The organism is Streptomyces sp. NPDC091649 (assembly GCF_044756785.1).
Classification (GTDB): Bacteria; Actinomycetota; Actinomycetes; order Streptomycetales; family Streptomycetaceae; genus Streptomyces.
On the sequence record NZ_JBIVTR010000005.1, the window covers coordinates 106,936 to 124,331 of the forward strand.

The 17,396-nt window shown below is 72.6% G+C and carries 12 protein-coding genes; 9 read left to right on the forward strand and 3 right to left on the reverse strand.

What is annotated here, in order from left to right; all coding sequences use genetic code 11:
- Positions 1-2 precede the first annotated feature (2 nt).
- Together ACIQMU_RS12175 and ACIQMU_RS12180 are read right to left on the reverse strand one after the other, a co-directional pair.
- Complete coding sequence (locus ACIQMU_RS12175; protein WP_352239364.1) at positions 3-1,085, reverse strand: monodechloroaminopyrrolnitrin synthase PrnB family protein; 1,083 nt, start codon at positions 1,083-1,085, stop codon at positions 3-5.
- Positions 1,086-1,247: 162 nt separating this feature from the next.
- Complete coding sequence (locus ACIQMU_RS12180; protein WP_352239363.1) at positions 1,248-1,904, reverse strand: HAD-IA family hydrolase; 657 nt, start codon at positions 1,902-1,904, stop codon at positions 1,248-1,250.
- Between the two features lie 677 nt (positions 1,905-2,581).
- Between ACIQMU_RS12180 and ACIQMU_RS12185 the strand changes: the two genes are divergently transcribed.
- Positions 2,582-3,616, forward strand: a complete 1,035-nt coding sequence (locus ACIQMU_RS12185) for an LPXTG cell wall anchor domain-containing protein (RefSeq protein WP_402688800.1) — start codon at positions 2,582-2,584, stop codon at positions 3,614-3,616.
- 675 nt (positions 3,617-4,291) lie between these two features.
- A complete protein-coding gene (locus ACIQMU_RS12190) occupies positions 4,292-5,185 on the forward strand; it encodes a phosphorothioated DNA-binding restriction endonuclease (RefSeq protein WP_402688801.1) in 894 nt (297 codons plus the stop codon).
- 99 nt (positions 5,186-5,284) lie between these two features.
- On the opposite strand, the gene ACIQMU_RS12195 is transcribed toward ACIQMU_RS12190, so the two are convergent.
- Entirely contained in the window at positions 5,285-5,842 is a 558-nt protein-coding gene (locus ACIQMU_RS12195; RefSeq protein ID WP_352239360.1) for a hypothetical protein, read from the reverse strand.
- A gap of 593 nt (positions 5,843-6,435) precedes the next feature.
- Between ACIQMU_RS12195 and ACIQMU_RS12200 the strand changes: the two genes are divergently transcribed.
- The 7 genes from ACIQMU_RS12200 (at position 6,436) to ACIQMU_RS12230 (ending at position 17,389) form a co-directional block, all read left to right on the forward strand.
- Entirely contained in the window at positions 6,436-8,289 is a 1,854-nt protein-coding gene (locus tag ACIQMU_RS12200) for a lysyl oxidase family protein (RefSeq protein WP_402688802.1), read from the forward strand.
- A gap of 418 nt (positions 8,290-8,707) precedes the next feature.
- Positions 8,708-9,418, forward strand: a complete 711-nt coding sequence (locus ACIQMU_RS12205; protein WP_352239358.1) for a Crp/Fnr family transcriptional regulator — start codon at positions 8,708-8,710, stop codon at positions 9,416-9,418.
- Between the two features lie 125 nt (positions 9,419-9,543).
- Entirely contained in the window at positions 9,544-10,455 is a 912-nt protein-coding gene (locus ACIQMU_RS12210) for a hypothetical protein (RefSeq protein WP_402688803.1), read from the forward strand.
- A gap of 2 nt (positions 10,456-10,457) precedes the next feature.
- Positions 10,458-13,370: a hypothetical protein gene (locus ACIQMU_RS12215; protein ID WP_402688804.1), complete on the forward strand. Its 2,913-nt coding sequence runs from the start codon at positions 10,458-10,460 to the stop codon at positions 13,368-13,370.
- Complete coding sequence (locus tag ACIQMU_RS12220) at positions 13,363-14,454, forward strand: hypothetical protein (protein ID WP_402688805.1); 1,092 nt, start codon at positions 13,363-13,365, stop codon at positions 14,452-14,454. The genes ACIQMU_RS12215 and ACIQMU_RS12220 overlap by 8 nt, the downstream gene beginning before the upstream one ends.
- The gene (locus ACIQMU_RS12225; RefSeq protein WP_352239354.1) at positions 14,451-15,002 is read left to right on the forward strand and encodes a Pycsar system effector family protein; all 552 of its coding nucleotides are present in this window, start codon (positions 14,451-14,453) and stop codon (positions 15,000-15,002) included. Before ACIQMU_RS12220 ends, ACIQMU_RS12225 begins: the two co-directional genes overlap by 4 nt.
- 119 nt (positions 15,003-15,121) lie before the next feature.
- Positions 15,122-17,389, forward strand: coding sequence for a VWA domain-containing protein (locus ACIQMU_RS12230; RefSeq protein WP_402688806.1), 2,268 nt, complete (start codon positions 15,122-15,124; stop codon positions 17,387-17,389).
- The last annotated feature ends 7 nt before the right edge of the window (positions 17,390-17,396 follow it).

The window sequence follows — 17,396 nt, forward strand, 5'->3', positions numbered from 1 at the left end:
CCCTAGGCAGTGGTCCGTGCGGAGACGTCGGGCACCGCGGCCAGGAGCCGCTGGCGGCCCACGGTGAGATCCGCCAGGTGATCGAGGGAGTCGGTGGTGTAGCCGCCACTGCCCAGCGAGCCGGACGGGCGGATGTTCATGTTGGCCTTGGCCAGACGCAGGTGGGGCAGCCGGAAGCGCAGCACCTCGTGCATCAGCCCCCGCAGTGCCCGGATGGCGTTCATCACCCGGGTGTCCGCGCCACCTGCGCGCCCCGCGTCCTCGACGAGGCGCGGCAGCAATGGACGGTGGTGGCCGGCGGCGGCACCAATGGCTCGGTAGGACGCCGGGAGATAGCCGATGTTCTCGGCGAGATAGCCCTCGTACCACTCCTCCAGAGGGTCGCCCGGTTCCGGGCGGAGCAGGATGATGTCGACCAGCATCGGTGTCATCTGGGCGCCTCCTGGAGCGAAGAGCACCTCACCCCCGACGGTCATCGGAGGAAAGTAGGGGCGCAGTTCGTAGGAGAAGCACTCCGGTGTGACCTCGCGCTTGACCTGTAGCAGGGCATGCGCGAAGGTCTCGAAGCCTTCGGTGGCGGTGTCCAGCAGGGCAGGCAGTTCCGGGTCGTCCGCGGCGAGCGGCAGTGCCTCGACCAGCGCGTCGATCGCGGGGCGCAGCGCGATCCCCGCACGGCGCACCTCACGGATGAAGAGCGCCTCCTCGGGGATCTCGGAGAAGGACCGGGTGCCCTGCTCCGGGTTGCGAAGGGCGTAGGTGTAGACGCTGTCCCGGGGGACCTCGTCAGCGATCCCGCCCAGTTTGAGCAGGGTCTCCTCCGCGCCTTCCAACGTCCGGTAGTCGACGCCGTGCCGCTCCAGCGAGGCCAGAGCGAAACCGAGGTCGCGCAGGGCCGCACTGGCCGTGGGAATGTCGTGTACCGCCTCGCCGACTCTGCTCAGCCAGAGGCGGCCGAGACGAGCTATCTCGTCCGTCGCGGCCCCCCGGTTCAGCATGGGCAGGCGGAAGATGTCGGGAGCGGCGCCGAGTGGATCCAGCGCGGCCACGTGCTGGTCCAGGGCGCGCATGTGCATGGCAAGACTCAAGGGACGCGACCTCCTGGTCGTGTTGAGCGCATGTCGTGTTCGCCTCGCTCGTCGGTACCGGGCTCGATCGCCTTCGACGGCGTGTCACAGTGCCCCGGCGGCGGGTGCGGCGGCGGGAGTGCGAGGCGTCGGTCGGTAGAGGACGGGGGAACCCCGGTGGTCTCAGAGCACGGGAATCAGTTCGTCCAGCGTCCGGACCCGTCGGGCGACGGGGACCGGCGGGGTTGCCGAATGGTCGGCTCCGGTGGCCCACACCACCGGCAGGCCGGCGGCATGGGCGGCGGTGAGCCCGACGTAGGAGTCCTCGACGGCGAGACTCCAGGAGGGGGAACCGCCACTGTGTCTCACCGCGTGCAGATAGGTATCCGGCGCGGGCTTGGCCTTCGTCCCGGCGTCGGCGCAGCTGACATGGGTGAACCAGTCGAGAATGCCGAGTCGGCGCAGGTGACTCTCGACCCAGTCGCGGGAGTTGCCCGAAGCGATGGCCGTCCGATGGCCGCGTGAGCGGCAGTGTCGGAGAAAGGAGAGCACCCCGGGCATCAGGTCCGCCCGGGAGGAGTGCGCCAGGTTCTCCCGCTCGAACGTCTCCCAGAGCGAACAGGCCCGATCGGGCCCCACTGAAGCGTTCAGTGCTACCAGCAGCTCAGTGCGATCGAGTGTCCCGTCGGGACGCACCGGGAGGTCGAGCGGCTTCGCCGCCCCGGACCGCAGCAACCGCCGCCACACGCTTACAGCGATGTGCTCCGTGTCCAGGAGTACACCGTCGAAATCCAGGACGATCACGCCCTGCGTGCCACGGTGAACAAGCCCAGCCAACATGTTTTACCCCCCGGTTCATGCTGTGCGACCGGCGTTCCCGCCGATCGGCCCTGCCCGGCTGGGAGACGCCGACCCCCCGTTGGTCTGGACCAAAGCTGAGGCTAGACGCGGCCCCAGCTCTTCGCAAGCAATCAATGCGTCAGCCGGTTGATCAGGCCATGAATAGTCGATTCTCAGCCATTGATGCCAGCGCATCCCGGAGCCGGACAGGCTTCCCCTGCACTCCCGACGGCATGCGGCCACCGTCCTCCGGAGCAGCCCTCAGTCGCATTCCGAAAAGCTCGGATCGGCTCGGGTCGGACCGGGCAACCCAGGCCCCGAACCGTCCCTCTCACAGTGACGAAGCTCGTCCGGAATGCACTGACCCAGGCGAGGCCGATCGCGCTCAGGGCCTTCCAACCAAGGTCAAGCCCGCCTCACGGGTTCGCATCTCGTATCCGTCATCCGCGACGAGCCTGGCTTTGGGCGTACCGAGACCCGGACCAGGTGGCATGCGCCAGATCGATATACCGGCCTCACTCCCGGCCCCGGCCTCACCCCTGTGCCGCGGGAGGACGAACATACGTGCGCCGCACAACCTATTGACCGTCTCGTTGATCATCTCCGTGTATGCGTACGACCGTGCTGCTCTCCCACGCAAGGCGACCGTTACAGCCGCACATCCCCGGAAGGATCACATGAAGCTCCGACATGTTCTGGCGACCGCCGCCCTCACCGCCGTCGTCGGCCCCATGGCGCTGTTCGCAGCTCCGGCCGCGTACGCGACAGGAGAAGCCTCAGCCGCCGGCACCCCCTCCGCGTCCGCTGCCCCGACGACGACACCCGTGCCGTCCGCCCCTGCCGAAGCCAGTGACGATGCACAGGAACCGGCCACGCAATCGGAGGCCACTCCCTCCGCAACGGCCGGATCGACCGCTGCGAAGCCGGCGGAGTCGGCAAAGTCGAGTGCCGAGCCGTCTCCGACGTACACGCGCCCGACGTTCTGTTCCGGCATACCGGACGAGGAGCGCGGCAAGACGGCGCTTCTCGGCCTTCCGAGCAAGATCGTCGCCGGGTCCGGCTGGCATGACTTCACCTACCGTGTGACCAACGTGTCCAAGGTGAAGGTGATGGAGACCGACATCTCCCTCTATCTCGGCACTGCCGATCCGAAGCTCGACGATATCGCCGAACTGAGCGTCACGGTCGAGTGGTTCAACTCGGCCACCGGAAAGTGGAAGGCCATTGAAGGCGACGGGGCGGAAGTCTTCGACGACCACGAGTTCGCCACTGTGAAGGCCCTCGGACCAGGTGAGTACGCGGACGCCGCGATGCGCATCAAGATCGGCGCCGTGGCCGAGCCGGGGACAGGCTACTTCTTCACCATCGGCCACTCGTACGGCGAAGACGGCCAGTGCGGGTTCGACGACATCAGCCAGTTCGACTTCACGGTCCTCGCCTCCGGCAGCGAACCCGGCAAGGTGGAGGACTCCGAGGGCACCCCCGGCAAGGTGGAGGGCGCCAAGGACACGGACGCCGCCGCCAAGGGCACCAACGGGAACAAGCCTGCACCGCAGGGCGAGCTCGACGAGATCCCCGCCAGCGGCAGACTCGCCGAGACCGGGGCTTCCAGCGCGATGCCGACCGCCGCCGCCCTCGGGGCAGCCGCTGTCGTCACGGGCGCAGGGGCTGTTCTCGTCGTGCGCCGTCGCAGGGCCGGGTCCGCTTCCTGAGTCGGCCATCGCATCGGCACGCGGTGAACGAGGAGCCCACGGGCAACCGGCGTCGGCCTGCCGCAGGATCACGGCCGTCAGCTCCCACACGCTGCGGTCATCCTCATGCCCCATGCGTGACGGCCCGGCTGCCCCTGGTCCCAGGCCGGGTCTCATTCACGTACGTCCCGGACCGCCCACCGGCCCCGTCCCCTGCCGCCGCGCCGTAGATCAGAACGCTGCCGATCGCCCCCGGACCGCCGGACGACGGCTTGGAAGGCGTGTTGGGGGCAACCCCTCACGAATTCGCATCTCGTATCCCCCGCCATTGCTCTCACCGGGCAATACGAAGAAGGCCCCCGCAGCTCGCTGCGGGGGTTTTCGACGTTGGTGGGCCTCGCCGCCCTCCGTCATGGGCCACAGGGGCTGTTTCCCGGGGGCTCCCCGGATCACGGGCCCGATCTTCGGCCTTCGGGGCCCCACAGCAACCGGTGGTCGGGGATGTGGCGCTGACGCGCTCGTATGCGGGCGGCGCCGCCCGCGTCCCTCCCATGACCTGGTCGAAGACCAAGTCCGTCACGCCATCAGTACGGGGCCCGTTCCGGCAGTGTGCCGGGCATCGTGTGGCCGCGAGAAGGAGCGCGTTCAGGGCAGTGTCGGGCCCGTGTCGACGAGCCGCCGCTACGCTCACCGATCATGGACTGGGTCGAACGCACCGCGCAGTTGAGGCAGTGGACACGGAGCGGAGTGCGGGCTCCGCACAAGCCTTTGCTGCTCCTGTACGCACTCAGCCGGTTCCAGCAGGACTCCGACGGCGCACTGCAGTACAGCGCGGTGGAAGAGGACCTGGGACGGCTGCTCACCGAGTACGGCCCGGGCAACCGGACAACACCCGCCTACCCCTTCCATCACCTGGTGAGCGACGGCGTGTGGGAGGTGCGCACCGAACGCGGGCCGGGCAGTCCCGGGACCGGGGTCAGGGAACTGCGCGCGACCGGCGCCACCGGGCGGCTGACACCGGAGCTGCGTGCGGCGCTGCGGCGGGAGCCGTCCCTCCTCGGCCGCATGACACGGGTGCTGCTCGATCTCAATTTCCCGCCTTCCCTCCACGGCGAACTGTGCGAAGCCGTCGGCCTGGCGCTGGAGGAGGCGGAGACGGGTCCGACCTCGAACGCGCTCAGGCGGAGGGACCGGCGGATGCGAGAGCTGGTCCTGACGGCCTACGAGTACCAGTGCGCCTTCTGCGGATACGACGGGAGGATCGGAGCGGTGCCGGTGGGGCTCGAGGCTGCCCATGTGCGCTGGTGGGCCTTCGACGGGCCGGACGACATCGAGAACGGGCTGTGTCTCTGCTCGCTGCACCACAAGCTGTTCGACAAAGGCGTACTCGGCATCGGCGAGGGCCACCGCATCCTGGTCTCACAGAGCTTCGTCGGCCGCAGCACCGCCGCCCGCGAGCACGTCGTCACGCTGGCCGGCCGGCCGCTCATCGGCCCCCAGCCGGGCGTCCGCCCCATCGCCGCCGCCCACCGTACCTGGCACACCAGTCAGGTCTTCCACGGCAGCCCACGCCTCGCCACGACCGCCTGACCAGCACCGCTTTCGAGCAGCTGGCGGACCTCGATGCCGAACACGGGCGGCGGCCCGCCACCTGCCGGAAGATATCAAGCTGCACGGCCACGGCCACCCTCATGGCTCCCCGGCGAGGAGCAGGAGGTACCAGAGCCCGTGAACGGCGGTCATCGCGGGGAGGAATGTCCAGGACAGCTGTACGCTCCGCCTCACGTCCAGCCCCGCCGGCGCAGGATCCGCGGGGGTCAGCAGAGGCTGCACCGCCCGTCGGAACCTCTTCGCGGACTGGTAGCCCCCGAGCCGCCCGCTCAACGAGGGGGCGACAGCCGGGCTTCTGAGGACGCGGCCGTCCTTGAGCTCGACTTCGAGCCCGTCCGTGGTGCGGATGCGCTGGATGAGACCGTAAGGCACCCGGAGGTGGGTCAGCCTGTTGTGCATCAACAGCCCGTCCTTGCCCGGGACCACCCGGCATCGGAGGCTCAGCCACGCCGGGTAGCCCAGTGCCAGGCTCATCGACAGCCCCTGAAGCGACCGTTGCCACAGGGGCAGTGTCTCGCCGGCCGGCTGGGTGGCCGCGTGGAAGAAGCCCAGGACGACCGAGAAGCAGAGCCCCACCAGCCACGGGCCGAACTCGGAGCTGCGTAAGCGGAACATCGGCTCCGGCCTGGATCTCACGGGCCACTCCGTCCTCCCCCGGGGCGGCTACCGGGTGCCGGTCTCGCATCACGGATCGCGCCAGGCGGGCTTGAAGGCCGATGTACCGGACGGCTCCAGCCTGACATCGAAGCCCTGCCATCTCCAGATCCTGCCCGGATCTGTCGTCGCGCCTTGCGTGCTTGCTCGTCGTCCGCGTGTGCTGCTTGTGCCTGCCGTTGGCGGCGCTTTCCGGGCGGCCCTGCGGCCCGAAGGCCGTCGTCGCCATCGCGCACTGCGGGTGATCTTCCGGCCGGTCAGCCGGTGGTGCCCCATGCGACCGAGCGTCGAAGCGGCGTTCGCCTCGATCGGGACGGAGTCGGCGGTGCCGCTCGTGCCGGTTCGGGTGTGGGTGTGGGCGTGGGCGTGGTGGTGACGCGGGCCCTTCTCGCCATTCGTCCGCGCGGCGATCAGGGGCGCTTTTCGGACATCTACGGGCCGACCGGGTGAACGCAGACAACCCGAAGGGCCCCGTACCTCCTCTCACAGCCCGGACACAGCGTCGCCACCGGTGAGTTGGGGCCCTGCTGTTCGTCCACGTTCCGTTACGCACCCGGAGTCCGGAAGTACGAGGAATGATGACCAGAACCACGCAGGGCCGCACCAGCCGCCTCACCCGTCCCTCGATCGCCGTCGCCGCCGCGGTCGCCGTGACCGCCGGCGTCGTCGCCGCCGCGCCCGACGCCAAGACGGCGGAGGCGACGCCGAAGCTCAGCCTCGTCGCCGCCTCCACCTCGGTGACGCTCGACTCGTGGAAGGAGGATCCCGGCGTCTATCTGGACCTCGGGACGTATCTCACCTCCGAGAACGGCGCGTTCGAGGTCAAGGTGGCCCGGAAGTCCTACAAGGACCCGGTCGTCGCCTCGCAGCTCATCCGGGACGGGAAGAAGACCACGGTCAAGGCCCTTCCCGCCGGGCTCGTCAAGGACTTCTCCGGGCTGCCGGGCTTCGCGCGGATCAAGCTCACCGACGCGGCCGGCAAGCCGGTGCTCGACCGGACCGAGGCGTTCTGCCCCAACAACGCTTCCGGGCGCATCCGGCCGGACGCCCCCGCCAACTCGAAGTATCCGCAGAGCTGTCCGGTGAACCCCTTCACGCTGGGCTCGGTGTGGGGCGTGGAGAAGGGCTGGGCGTCCAACACCTATGCCGGCTACTACTCCGAGCCGGTCCAGCTGGCCGCCGGTACCTACACCGCGAGGATCGGCGTGACGAAGAAGTACCGCGACCTCTTCGGCATCGCCGACGAGACCCGTACCGTCAAGGTCACCGTGCGCGAGCGCAGCTGGGAGGAGCCTTCGACGGCGGCCCCCGCCGGCAGCCGTAGCGCCGCGGGCTCGCACGAAGGCCACGGAGCGCAGAAGGGGCGCGGGGGGCACGAAGGCCACGGGGGGCAGGAGGGGGACGGGCACGGGGGCCACGGAGAGGCGGCGCCCGCCGGCGGGGGCGTGGCGTCCGGCTCCGGGCACGGTGGTCACGCCGCGCACGGCGCGCCCGTACGGACCGAGGCGCCCGCCGCCCGGACGACCGGCGCGGGCTCCACGTTCAACGTCGGTCACGGGCCCTACCCGCCGGCGCCGCCCGCCCTGCCCTGGGCGCTGAAGAAGGAGTCGCTCCAGCGGGGCGCCTTCTCGGCCGCCACGGTGGGCGACCGTGCCGGGCAGACCGACGGGTCGCGCCGGGCGCCCGGCGCGCGGCCCGACGCGAAGCGGCCCACCGGCGGGGCGACCGTGCCGGACGTGCCCAAGCCCGACCTGCGCTCGCTGCCCGCGTACGGCATCACCGTCAGCGACGGTTACGAGGAGGTGCCCGGCAAGGACTACCTCGCCTTCAGCGCCAACGTGTGGAACGCGGGCCCCGCCAAGCTCGTCGTGGACGGCTTCCGTTCCCCGGGCAAGGAGCTGATGGACGCCTACCAGTACTTCTACGACGCGGACGGCAAGCAGGTCGGCTACACCCCGACCGGCACCATGGAATGGGACCCGCGCCCGGGCCACGAGCACTGGCACTTCACGGACTTCGCCAGCTACCGGCTGCTGAAGGCGGACCGGAAGGAGTCCGTGCGCAGCGGCAAGGAAGCGTTCTGCCTGGCCAACACCGACGCCGTCGACTACACGGTGAAGAACGCCAACTGGCACCCGGACAACACCGACCTGTCCACGGCGTGCGGCCAGGAGAACTCGATCTCCGTCCGCGAGGTGCTCGACGTCGGCTCCGGTGACACCTACACCCAGGACCTGCCCGGCCAGTCCTTCGACATCACGGACCTGCCGAACGACACGTACTACATCCAGGTCCTCGCCAACCCGGAGAACCGGCTCAAGGAGACGAACCACTCCAACAACAGCGCGCTGCGCAAGATCGTCCTCGGCGGCAAGAAGGGCGCCCGCACGGTGAAGGTTCCCGCCCATCACCTGGTGAACGCCAACTGAGCGTAGCTCAGAGCGTGTTGGGCATTCTCTCTGTGCACGCCGCGCCGGCCCCGGGAAGCCGTTCCCGGGGCCGGTGGTATGCGCGGAACCAAACCTCAGTTCTCGCCAAGTCGGCGTCCACCCGTAACCCCGGGCCCGCGCCACCGCCGCTCCGCCGCCGCGGCCCCGCCCCGCCGCGACTGCGCCGGTCAGCGACCCGGACCGGGGCGCGCACGGTGTCCGGGGCGCCATGGAGAGCCCCTTCCGGCACCGGGGCTCGGGAGAGGCCGTCGTGGCGGGCCCTGCCGCCCACCAGGCAACGCATCGGTTACCTGTGCGTAGTGCATGTGTGGCGCAATTCCCGCCCCCTCAGGGGCAGTTCTGGGAACATCTACGCCAACGAGATCGGGCCATACATACCGCCGCGGGGGGAGTGGCCATGGGGCTGCTCGGCGATGAGCTGGCGTTCGGGCGGGCTCTGACCGCCCCGGAGTACGAGAGCGTCATGGCCCTGGGGCACCGCAAGGAGTACCCGGCCGACACCCCGCTGCTGACCGAGGGCGACCGGACCGGCCATGTGGTGATCGTGCTCCGCGGCTGGGCGACCGTATCGCTCACCACCGACCGGGGCGCCACCCGGCTGATACTGGGACTGCGCGGACCGGGCGAACTCCTGGGAGAGATGGCCGCGTTGGACAGTCATCCGCGCAGCGCCACCGTACGGGCCCTCGGGACCGTCGAGGCGACCGTCATCGGCGGCGACGCGTTCCGCAGGTTCCTCGCCACCCACCCCCGGGTCAGCGGGCTGGTGATCCGGCAGCTGACCTTCCGGCTGCGCAGCGCCGACCAGGAGCGCTCCGCCCTCGCCTCGCTGACCGTCCTCCAGCGCCTGGCCAGCCGGCTCACCGAGCTCTCCGCGGTCGCGTCCTCGGGCCCCTACACGCCGTCCGTACCCGGGCCCGGGCACACCGGCGCCGTCGTCCATCTCGCCCAGGACGAACTGGCCGCCACCGTCGGGGCGACCCGTGAGGCGGTCGCCAAGGCGTTGCGGCTGCTGCGCACCCAGAAGGTCGTGCGCACCGGTACGCGGCGGGTGGAGATCCTCGACCCCGCGCTGCTCGCTCTCCTCGCGGAGGGGCACCGGGAGTAGAACTCCGCCCAGCCGTGTGTAAACGGCTACAGACGGCCCTCGTCCCGGGCCGGAAGCTGGACGGGACGGCACGCGGACGGGACGGCGTGCGGACGGGACGTACGCGGAGAGAGTGGGGGCACGGGGTGGAGCACGACGCGCCGGACGCCGGCGAGGCACGCTACGAGCTGGTCATCAGCGTGGACGCCAGAGGTTCCGGCAGTTACGGCGACGCGGAGAAGCCGCGGATGCGGAAGCGGATCTACCGGGTACTGGAGACCGCGTTCGCCCAGGCCGGAGTGGCCCGGAGCGCCCTCCACCTGGAGGACCGCGGGGACGGCGTGCTGGTGTCGGTCCCCGGCCGGTTCCCGGTGACGCGGATGCTCGGCCTGTGGATGGTGGAGGTCCACGAGAACCTGCGTGAGGAGAACGCCTCCCTCCTCGTGCCGCTCGGGCTGCGGGTGGCGATGCACGTCGGTCCCGTACGCCATGACAGCCGGGGCATCAGCGGGCGCGCCGTCGACCTGACGTGCCGGCTCGCCGACTCCTCCGTAGCCCGTCGGCTGCTGGACCGGGAGCGGGCCGATCTGGTGCTCGCCGTATCCGACTCCCTCTACACCGACGTGGTCGCCGCCGGCGGCAAGTTCATCGAGCCCGCGCGCTTCGCCCCGGCGCGGCTCGCCCTGAAGGAGGGGGAGGTGGCCGCCTGGTTCCACCTGCCGGGACGCCCCGCGCCCCTGATCGGGACGGCCGCCACGGAGCACCCGGAGACCCCGGGCGCCGGGCGTCCGACGGCCCCGCCGGCGGATGCGCCGCCCCCTCGCGGCGACGCGAACCCGCCCACCGCCGCGCAGGAAGGCGCTCGGGACGACGAGGACGGCTACGAGCGCGGCTCCAGTCACGGCCACGAGGACGACCGCGGGGACGGTGGCGGCGAGGACGGCGGAGAGCCCGCCCGCTACAGCGCGCGGGGCGACCTGTCCATCCACCGGCACAACGTCTACCAGCAGCCCGTGCACATCGGCCGCGTCACCGGCACCGACCCCCGGAAGGACTGAGCATGGCCGACGAAGCAGCCGCCGAGCGCCCGGCCGAGCCCGCCCCGGCTAAGCCGCAGGACGCGCGCCCCGCCGAGGCCCCGCCGCGCGGTGGGGCGCGGGGGGACGACCGGGTCAAGGACGCCCCGGACGGCACGGAGGCGCCCGCGCCCGCGGAGTCCGCCGACGACGAGGCCGCGGAGAAGGAACGCGAGCGCGAGCGCGCCGCGGACCGCTTCAAGGGCCTGACCCGGGACCCGCTCGCCGAGGACGAGGGGGAGAAGGAGCCGGCCGTCGCCGCCGCCGCCGAGCGTGCCCGGCGGGCCGGACAGAAACTCCTCAGCAGTGGCCGGGACTTCATCGGCTTCGACCGGTCCGACGTCGGCCGGCTCCACATCGGCGACATCAACCTCGGCCTGGACGCCCGGCGTTCCGGCCCCTTGCGCGACGGTCCGGTGCCCGAGGAGGAGCTGCTGCGGATTCGTCGTACCCACATCGAGCCCACGGGTTACGTTCGGCTGCGCCGGGCGCTGGAGTCCCGTCGGCTGCTGGTGCTCGGCGGGGCCCCCGGCACCGGCCGGACCAGCACCGCCCTGGCGCTCCTGGAGGAGGTCACCCGCGACCACGGGGGCGCCAGGGGCGGTGAGGGGGTGCGCCGCACCGGCACCGAGAACGGCGCCCGCGAGCGGGTGCGCCGTGCCGCCCCGGAGGAGGGGGTCCGCGCGCTGGCCCGCGAGGTGGCCGGCGGGGAGGGCGGGCACCTGCGCGGCACCGGCTATCTGCTGGAGCCCGCCCTGGACCGGCCGGGCGCCCTGCCACCGGACGGGATGGACCTGGACCGGCTGGCCTCGGCGCTGGCCGAGCGGGGTTCGTACGCGGTGATCGTGGTGAGCGTCGGCTCGGCGGCCAACCCGTTGCTGGCCGGGCGGTACGGGGCGATCTGCCCGCCCGCCCCCACCCGCGAACTGGTCGCCGTCCGGCTGCGGGAGCGCCTGGAGGAGGAACACGGCGGCCCGGAACGGGACGGGGACGGACGCGGGTCCGGGGACCCGGCCCCGGCCCCGGCCCCGGCCCCGGTCCAGGCTCCGGACGGGAACCGGGACGCAGGCGGGGGCCAGGGCCGGGTCCCAGACGGAAACCGGGACACGGGCGGGAGCCGGGACACGGGCGGGAGCCGGGACACGGGCGGGAGCCGGGACACGGGCGGGAGCCGGGACACGGGCGGGAGCCGGGAGAGCCGGGACCACGACCGGGGCGCGGACGGGGGCCTGGGCGGGGACCTGGGCGGGGACCTGGGCGCGGATGGAGACCTGGACCCGCACAGAGGCCGGGGCCTGGGCGAGGGCCGGGGTGAGGGTCAGGGCGGGGACCTGGGCGGAGGCCGGGGCGGAGGCCGGGGCGGCAGTGGCGGCGCGACGCTCGACGATCTGCTGGAGCGCGCGGCGGCGCTCCGGGCGGACCCCGAGGTCACCGAGGCGGTGGGGCTCGACGATCTGCGCCCCGCCGAGGCCGAGCTGTTCGCCTCGCTGCTGGCCGGGCACCTGCTCGGCACCCTCGGCCGCGAGGAGCTGCTGTCCGGCTGCCGGGGCCTCGCCGCTGTCCAGGCGTACGAGTGGTTCGCCGGGGTGGACCGGGCCCTGGCCGCCCCGCCGGCGGGCGACGGCCGGACGCCCACGCGCTCCGGAACCGCCGCCCTGTTCCACCCGGTGGCCTTCCGGATCGCGCTCGCCGTGCTCGGCGGTGCGTCGCACAGCGCGGTGTCCGCCGCCGCCCACCTGCTGACCTGGGAACTGTCCGTACAGAGCGATCCGGACAGCACCCCCTCGCGGCCCCTGTTCTGCGACGACCCGGAATCCGACCTGTCGCTCTCGCGCGCCCGGCCCGCCGACGGGACCGTGGACGTGGCGGGCGCCGAGGTGTCGGGGCGGCTGATCTACTACCGGGGGGCGGCACTGCCCGCCGCCGTCCTCGCCGAACTGTGGGACCGGCACTTCCCCGTCCGCGCCCCGGTCGTCCGCTGGCTGCGGCTGCTCGCCGACGACCCCCGGCCGCAGGTGTCGATGCGCGCCGCGGTGGCCGCCGGGGAGCTGTCCGTACGCGACTTCGAGCACGGGTACGCGGAGCTGGTCCGGCCGCTCGCGGAGGCCCCCACACCCCGCCGCAGGGTCTTCGCCGCCACCGCGCTGGACCAGGCCGCCGGTCATGCCTCGCACCGCCGGGCGGTGCGCAAGGTGGTCGACGACTGGTCGCGGTACGGCACGGCGTCCCTGCGCTGGACGGCGGCCATGGCACTCGGCTACGGGCGGTCCGCCGACTCGATGGACGACACCCTGGACGCGCTGGCCCGCATCGGGGTCCGCGACGACGGGGAGCAGCTCGCCGTGGCCTCGCTCAACGTGGTGCGGCTGCTGACGCTCCCGGAGTGCGCCACGGTGCTGCGGCGGCTGGCCGACTGGACGGGGCACCGCGGCGAGGAGTACCAGGACCTCGCCCTGGTGACCATCGTCCGGATGGCGCTGACGCAGGTGGACGAGGTCCTCGACGACGAGCCCGGCACCCCGCTGGGCGACCGGGGGGACTGGCCGCTGCTGCTCGCGCTGGCCGCGACCCGGCCCGATCTGACCGGGCGGCTGGCCGACCTGTTCTGGACGGCGCTCAACACCGGGCGGTCCCGGGATGTGGCGCTCGACGCCCTGGAGGACCTGCTGCGCTCCGCTTCGCGCGGGGACGGCCGCGAGCGTACGCGGGCGGGACTGGCCGCTCTGCTGCCCGCCCTGACCGCCGAGGAGCACGACCGGCGGCGGCTGGACTGGCTGCTGCGCCGAATGATGAGGGATCAGGACCGCCCGCTCACCGAGGAACAGGCGCGCGCCCTGTGGTGGCTCGCCGTGCCCGCGCGGCAGCGGCGATCCGAAGAGGAGGAGAGTCATGGCTGAGGAGAACGGCAGGGCGGTGCACGGCGCGGTGGACCCCGCGCGGCCGGCGGGCTCCGCGGTGGACCCCGCACGGCCCGCGGGCCCGTTCCTGCGGGAGTACACGCCGACGGGCCCGTTCCGGCAGGGCGGCGCCCGCACCACGTCGGTGCTGTTCTACCGGCGGGGCTACAGCGTGGCCGGGATCTCCGGCATCGACCACTACGACAAGCCGCCGCTGGCCTGGCGCCCGCACACCATCTGCGAGATCGCCACCGGCACCTACGTCACCACGCTGCGGATGGAGCTGCCCGCCACCGGCGGCGCGACGTTCTTCAAGGCGGAGGTGGACATCCACTGGACCGTCGAGGACCCGCACCTGGTGGCGGTGCAGGTGGTCACCGACATCGCCGAGCGCCTCACCGCGCCGACCCTGGAGCGGCTGCGGGAGATCTCCGCCCAGTTCCCGGTGCACCAGGCGGAACAGGCCAACACCGCCATCACCCGCACGTGCGTCTCCGGCCGCTGGAACGACCTCGGCGCCGACCTCGGGCTGCGGGTGCGGCTGTACGTACGGCTGCGGGTGGACGACCGGACGATCGGCCACACGGACAAGGTCCGGAGCCAGCAGAGCGACTCCGAGCTGGCGCGGATGCGGCAGGAGAACTACCTCAGGATGCTGCGCGGCGGTGAGCTGGAGCAGCTCAGCCACATGCTGGCCGCGGACCCGAAGGCGGCGAACAGCTTCCTGGAGAAGATCCGCCAGGAGGGCCGGCAGGACGAGAAGGACCGGGTCGACCGGCTTTTCTCCATGATCGCCGACGGCCACATCCACTCCAACGAGATCGAGACCCAGGTGCTCGACGACCTCAACAAGCAGCGCCTCGGCATCCAGGGCCCCGTCGGCGCCCGGCCCGCCCGCCGCACCCCGCAGGAGCTGGCGCCCGCCCGCGACGAGCCGTTCACCCCCGACTGGGTGGTGGACGAGCCTCCCGCGCGGCGTCCCGCCCGGGACGCCGGACCCGGCCCCGAGCCCGCACCCGGGCCGCCCGCGCCGCGCGCCCGCGCCCGGGACGACGGCTGGGGCTGGGCGGAGGACGACGGATGAGCGCCGACGGAGGCACACGGACTTCCCCCGCCCCGACCGCGCCGGTGCCGGACGGGGGTCAGCACGGGCCGGACAGGGCGGGGGAACGCATCGCGGAACGGCTGCTGGTCACGGTCCGGGAGGACCTCGGCAGGGCCGACTCCAAGGCCGCGGTGCTGCTGTCGGGGGCGCTCGCGCTGCCCGCGTTCCTCATCGGGCGGCACGGCTCCCCCGACTGGCGGGGCCCCGGCGACCTGGCGCTGGTCGCCGCGGGCGTGCTGTGGGTGGTCGCGGTGGCCGCACTGGTCCGCGCGCTCCTGCCGCGTACGGGAACGGTCCGCGACCAGGAGGGGGTGACGTACTTCGGGGACCTGCTGGCCCCGTTCGACTACGACGTGCTGACCGCCCGGATCAACGAGGCGGGCCGCGACCCGGTCGGCTGGCTGCTCGTCCAGGCCGTGGACGTCAGCGCCATCCTGTCCGCCAAGTACCGGGCGATCCGCTGGGCGGTCGCCACGCTCGCCCCGTCGGCCACGCTGGCTCTCGCCTGGAGCCTGGCCGCGCACTGACCGCCCCCCGCACGGACGCGCCGCGTCCGGGGGCGCACCACCGACGATCACGCAGAGCACCGCGAGGCGCATCTCGCGGCACCACACAGACACGGCGACGACAGTTGAAGGGGACGGTCGTGCGAAAGGACCGAACAAGAGGACCGGCCGGCACCGGCCGGGCCGGGCGGGCGGCGCTGTCCGTCCTGGCGGCGGCCGCCGTGCTCGTCTCCCTGACGGCGCCGGCCGCCGCCGACCCGGAGCCGGCCGCCGCCGCACCCGCTTTCGGCTCGGTCAACTACGCGGTGGCCGTGGACCAGTCCGCGAGTCTGGCGGAGAAGGACATCAAGGCGGAGAAGGCCGCCGCCGCCCGGATCGCGCTCGGCGACGTCTCGGCGACGTCCCACATCACCGTGTTCGGCTTCGCCGCCGCCGAGTCGGCCGACCAGCGGGCGGTGGACCCCGTCTGCCCCCGCACCCGGCTGGACGCGGCGGGGCGGGAGTCGGTGGGGAGCTGTGTGGAGAAGCTGCGCGGCCGCGAGAAGAGCGAGGGCACGGGGACGGACTTCCCGAGCGCGATACGCCAGGGCGTCCACGAACTCAGCTCGGGCACCGACCCGTCGGTCCCCCGGGTGCTGTTCCTCCTCACCGACGGGGAGATGGACGTCACCGGCAGCCCCCAGTACGGGGACCCGGCGCACCGCGAGGCCGAGGGGAAGCGGCAGCTGGACCTGGAGCTGAAGAACGCCGCCGCCAAGAACGTGCAGATCTGGCCCCTCGGGTTCGGCCCCGCCCCCGACAAGAAGCAGCTCGACCTGATCGCCGCGGGCGGCTACCAGAAGGGCTGCGTCGACCTGCCGTCCGCCCGGCCCACCGCGGTCAAGGTCTCCGGGGCCAAGGACGTCGGGCCGGTGCTGGAGAGGATCTTCGCCGCCGCCCACTGCCTGCGCTACCAGCCGGGGCCGAGCAAGCGCCCGCCCGCGACCCTGCCCGTCACCATCTCGCCGCTGGCGACCGTGGGCAGCATCGTCGTCGACAAGGGCTCGCCCGAGGTGACCGTCACCTACACCGACCCGCTCGGCAACAAGGTGCCCACCACGGGGAAGTTCGAGAAGTCCACCTTCGAACTCGCGGGCGGCGGCGGCTCCGTGGAGGCCCTGAAGATCATCGACCCGGTGCCCGGGCGGTGGAAGGTCGACGTGAAGGCGCCCGAGGGCCATCGCTCGCTGCCCGTCGGCGTCAGCGTCCTGTGGCAGGGGGAGCTGCGCGGCTCCATCACGATGGATCCGCCCTCCCCGCAGGCCGGGCAGAAGGCCACCGTCACCATGCGGCTCCAGACCCGCGAGGGCTACGAGATCAAGGACCCGGCCGACTACGCCGGTCTGAAGGTCAGCAGCGAGCTCACCGGTGACGGCTTCACCCCCCTGCCCGTGCGGCTCGCGGACGACGGCAAGGGGCCCGATCCCACGCGGAGCGACGGCTCCTTCAGCGGTTCGGTCACCATCCCGAGGAGCGCCGACGGCGCCCTGAAGGTCAGCGGCACCCTCACCGCCTCCGGGCTCAGCGCCGACACCCGCAGCGAGGGCGGCCGAATCGCCCCGGGGGCGCTGCCCGTCACCACGGCGCTCGGGCCCGTCCGCGGCGAGGGCCACCCGGGGGGCACGGTCACCGCGAACCTCTCCGTCACCAACACCACCGACGCCCCGCACACCCTGCGGTTGTCGCTCGCCGACGTGCGGGCCGGGCTCCTCACCGTGAGCCCCGCCGAGATCGTGGTGAAGCCCGGCGCGTCCTCCACCCACGAGGTCAGGATCGGGATCGGGCCGGAGAAGTCCTTCGACGGGCGGCTCGACGACGGGCCGCTCGGCATCGGCGGCACCGTCACCGTCCAGGACGCCACCGACGGCGACCGCACCCTGGTGCGCACCCCGCTCTCCGTTCGGGTCACCCCCGAACCCGGCCTCCTGGACCGGTACTGGTGGGTGCTGGTCGGCGCCGTCGCGTTGGTCGTCGCCGGGGTGCTGCTGGCGCTGGCCTGGCTCCGGCAGCGGCGGGGCCGCCGCGACCCGTACGGGCTGGTGCTCCACCTGGTCTCCGAGGACGGCGACGTGCTCGGCGTCCACAGGGCCGGGCACGGCCAGAAGCAGTGGTACGCGTTCGACATCGCCGAGGCGCACAGCAACCCGCGCATCGAACGGCGCACCCACGGCCTGTACGCCGTGCAGCGCAGCCCCGAGGGCGGCGCGGTGCTGCGCAGGCGCGGCGGCGCCCGGACCCGGCTCACCGCGAACGGCCGGGCCGAACTGACCGACCGGCTGAGCCTCGCCCTGGGTGAGGACTCCGTACGCCCCGCCGCCCCCGGCCGGCCCGACCCGGTGAGCTCCGGCGGACACGACGACTACCTGTGAAGCGGAC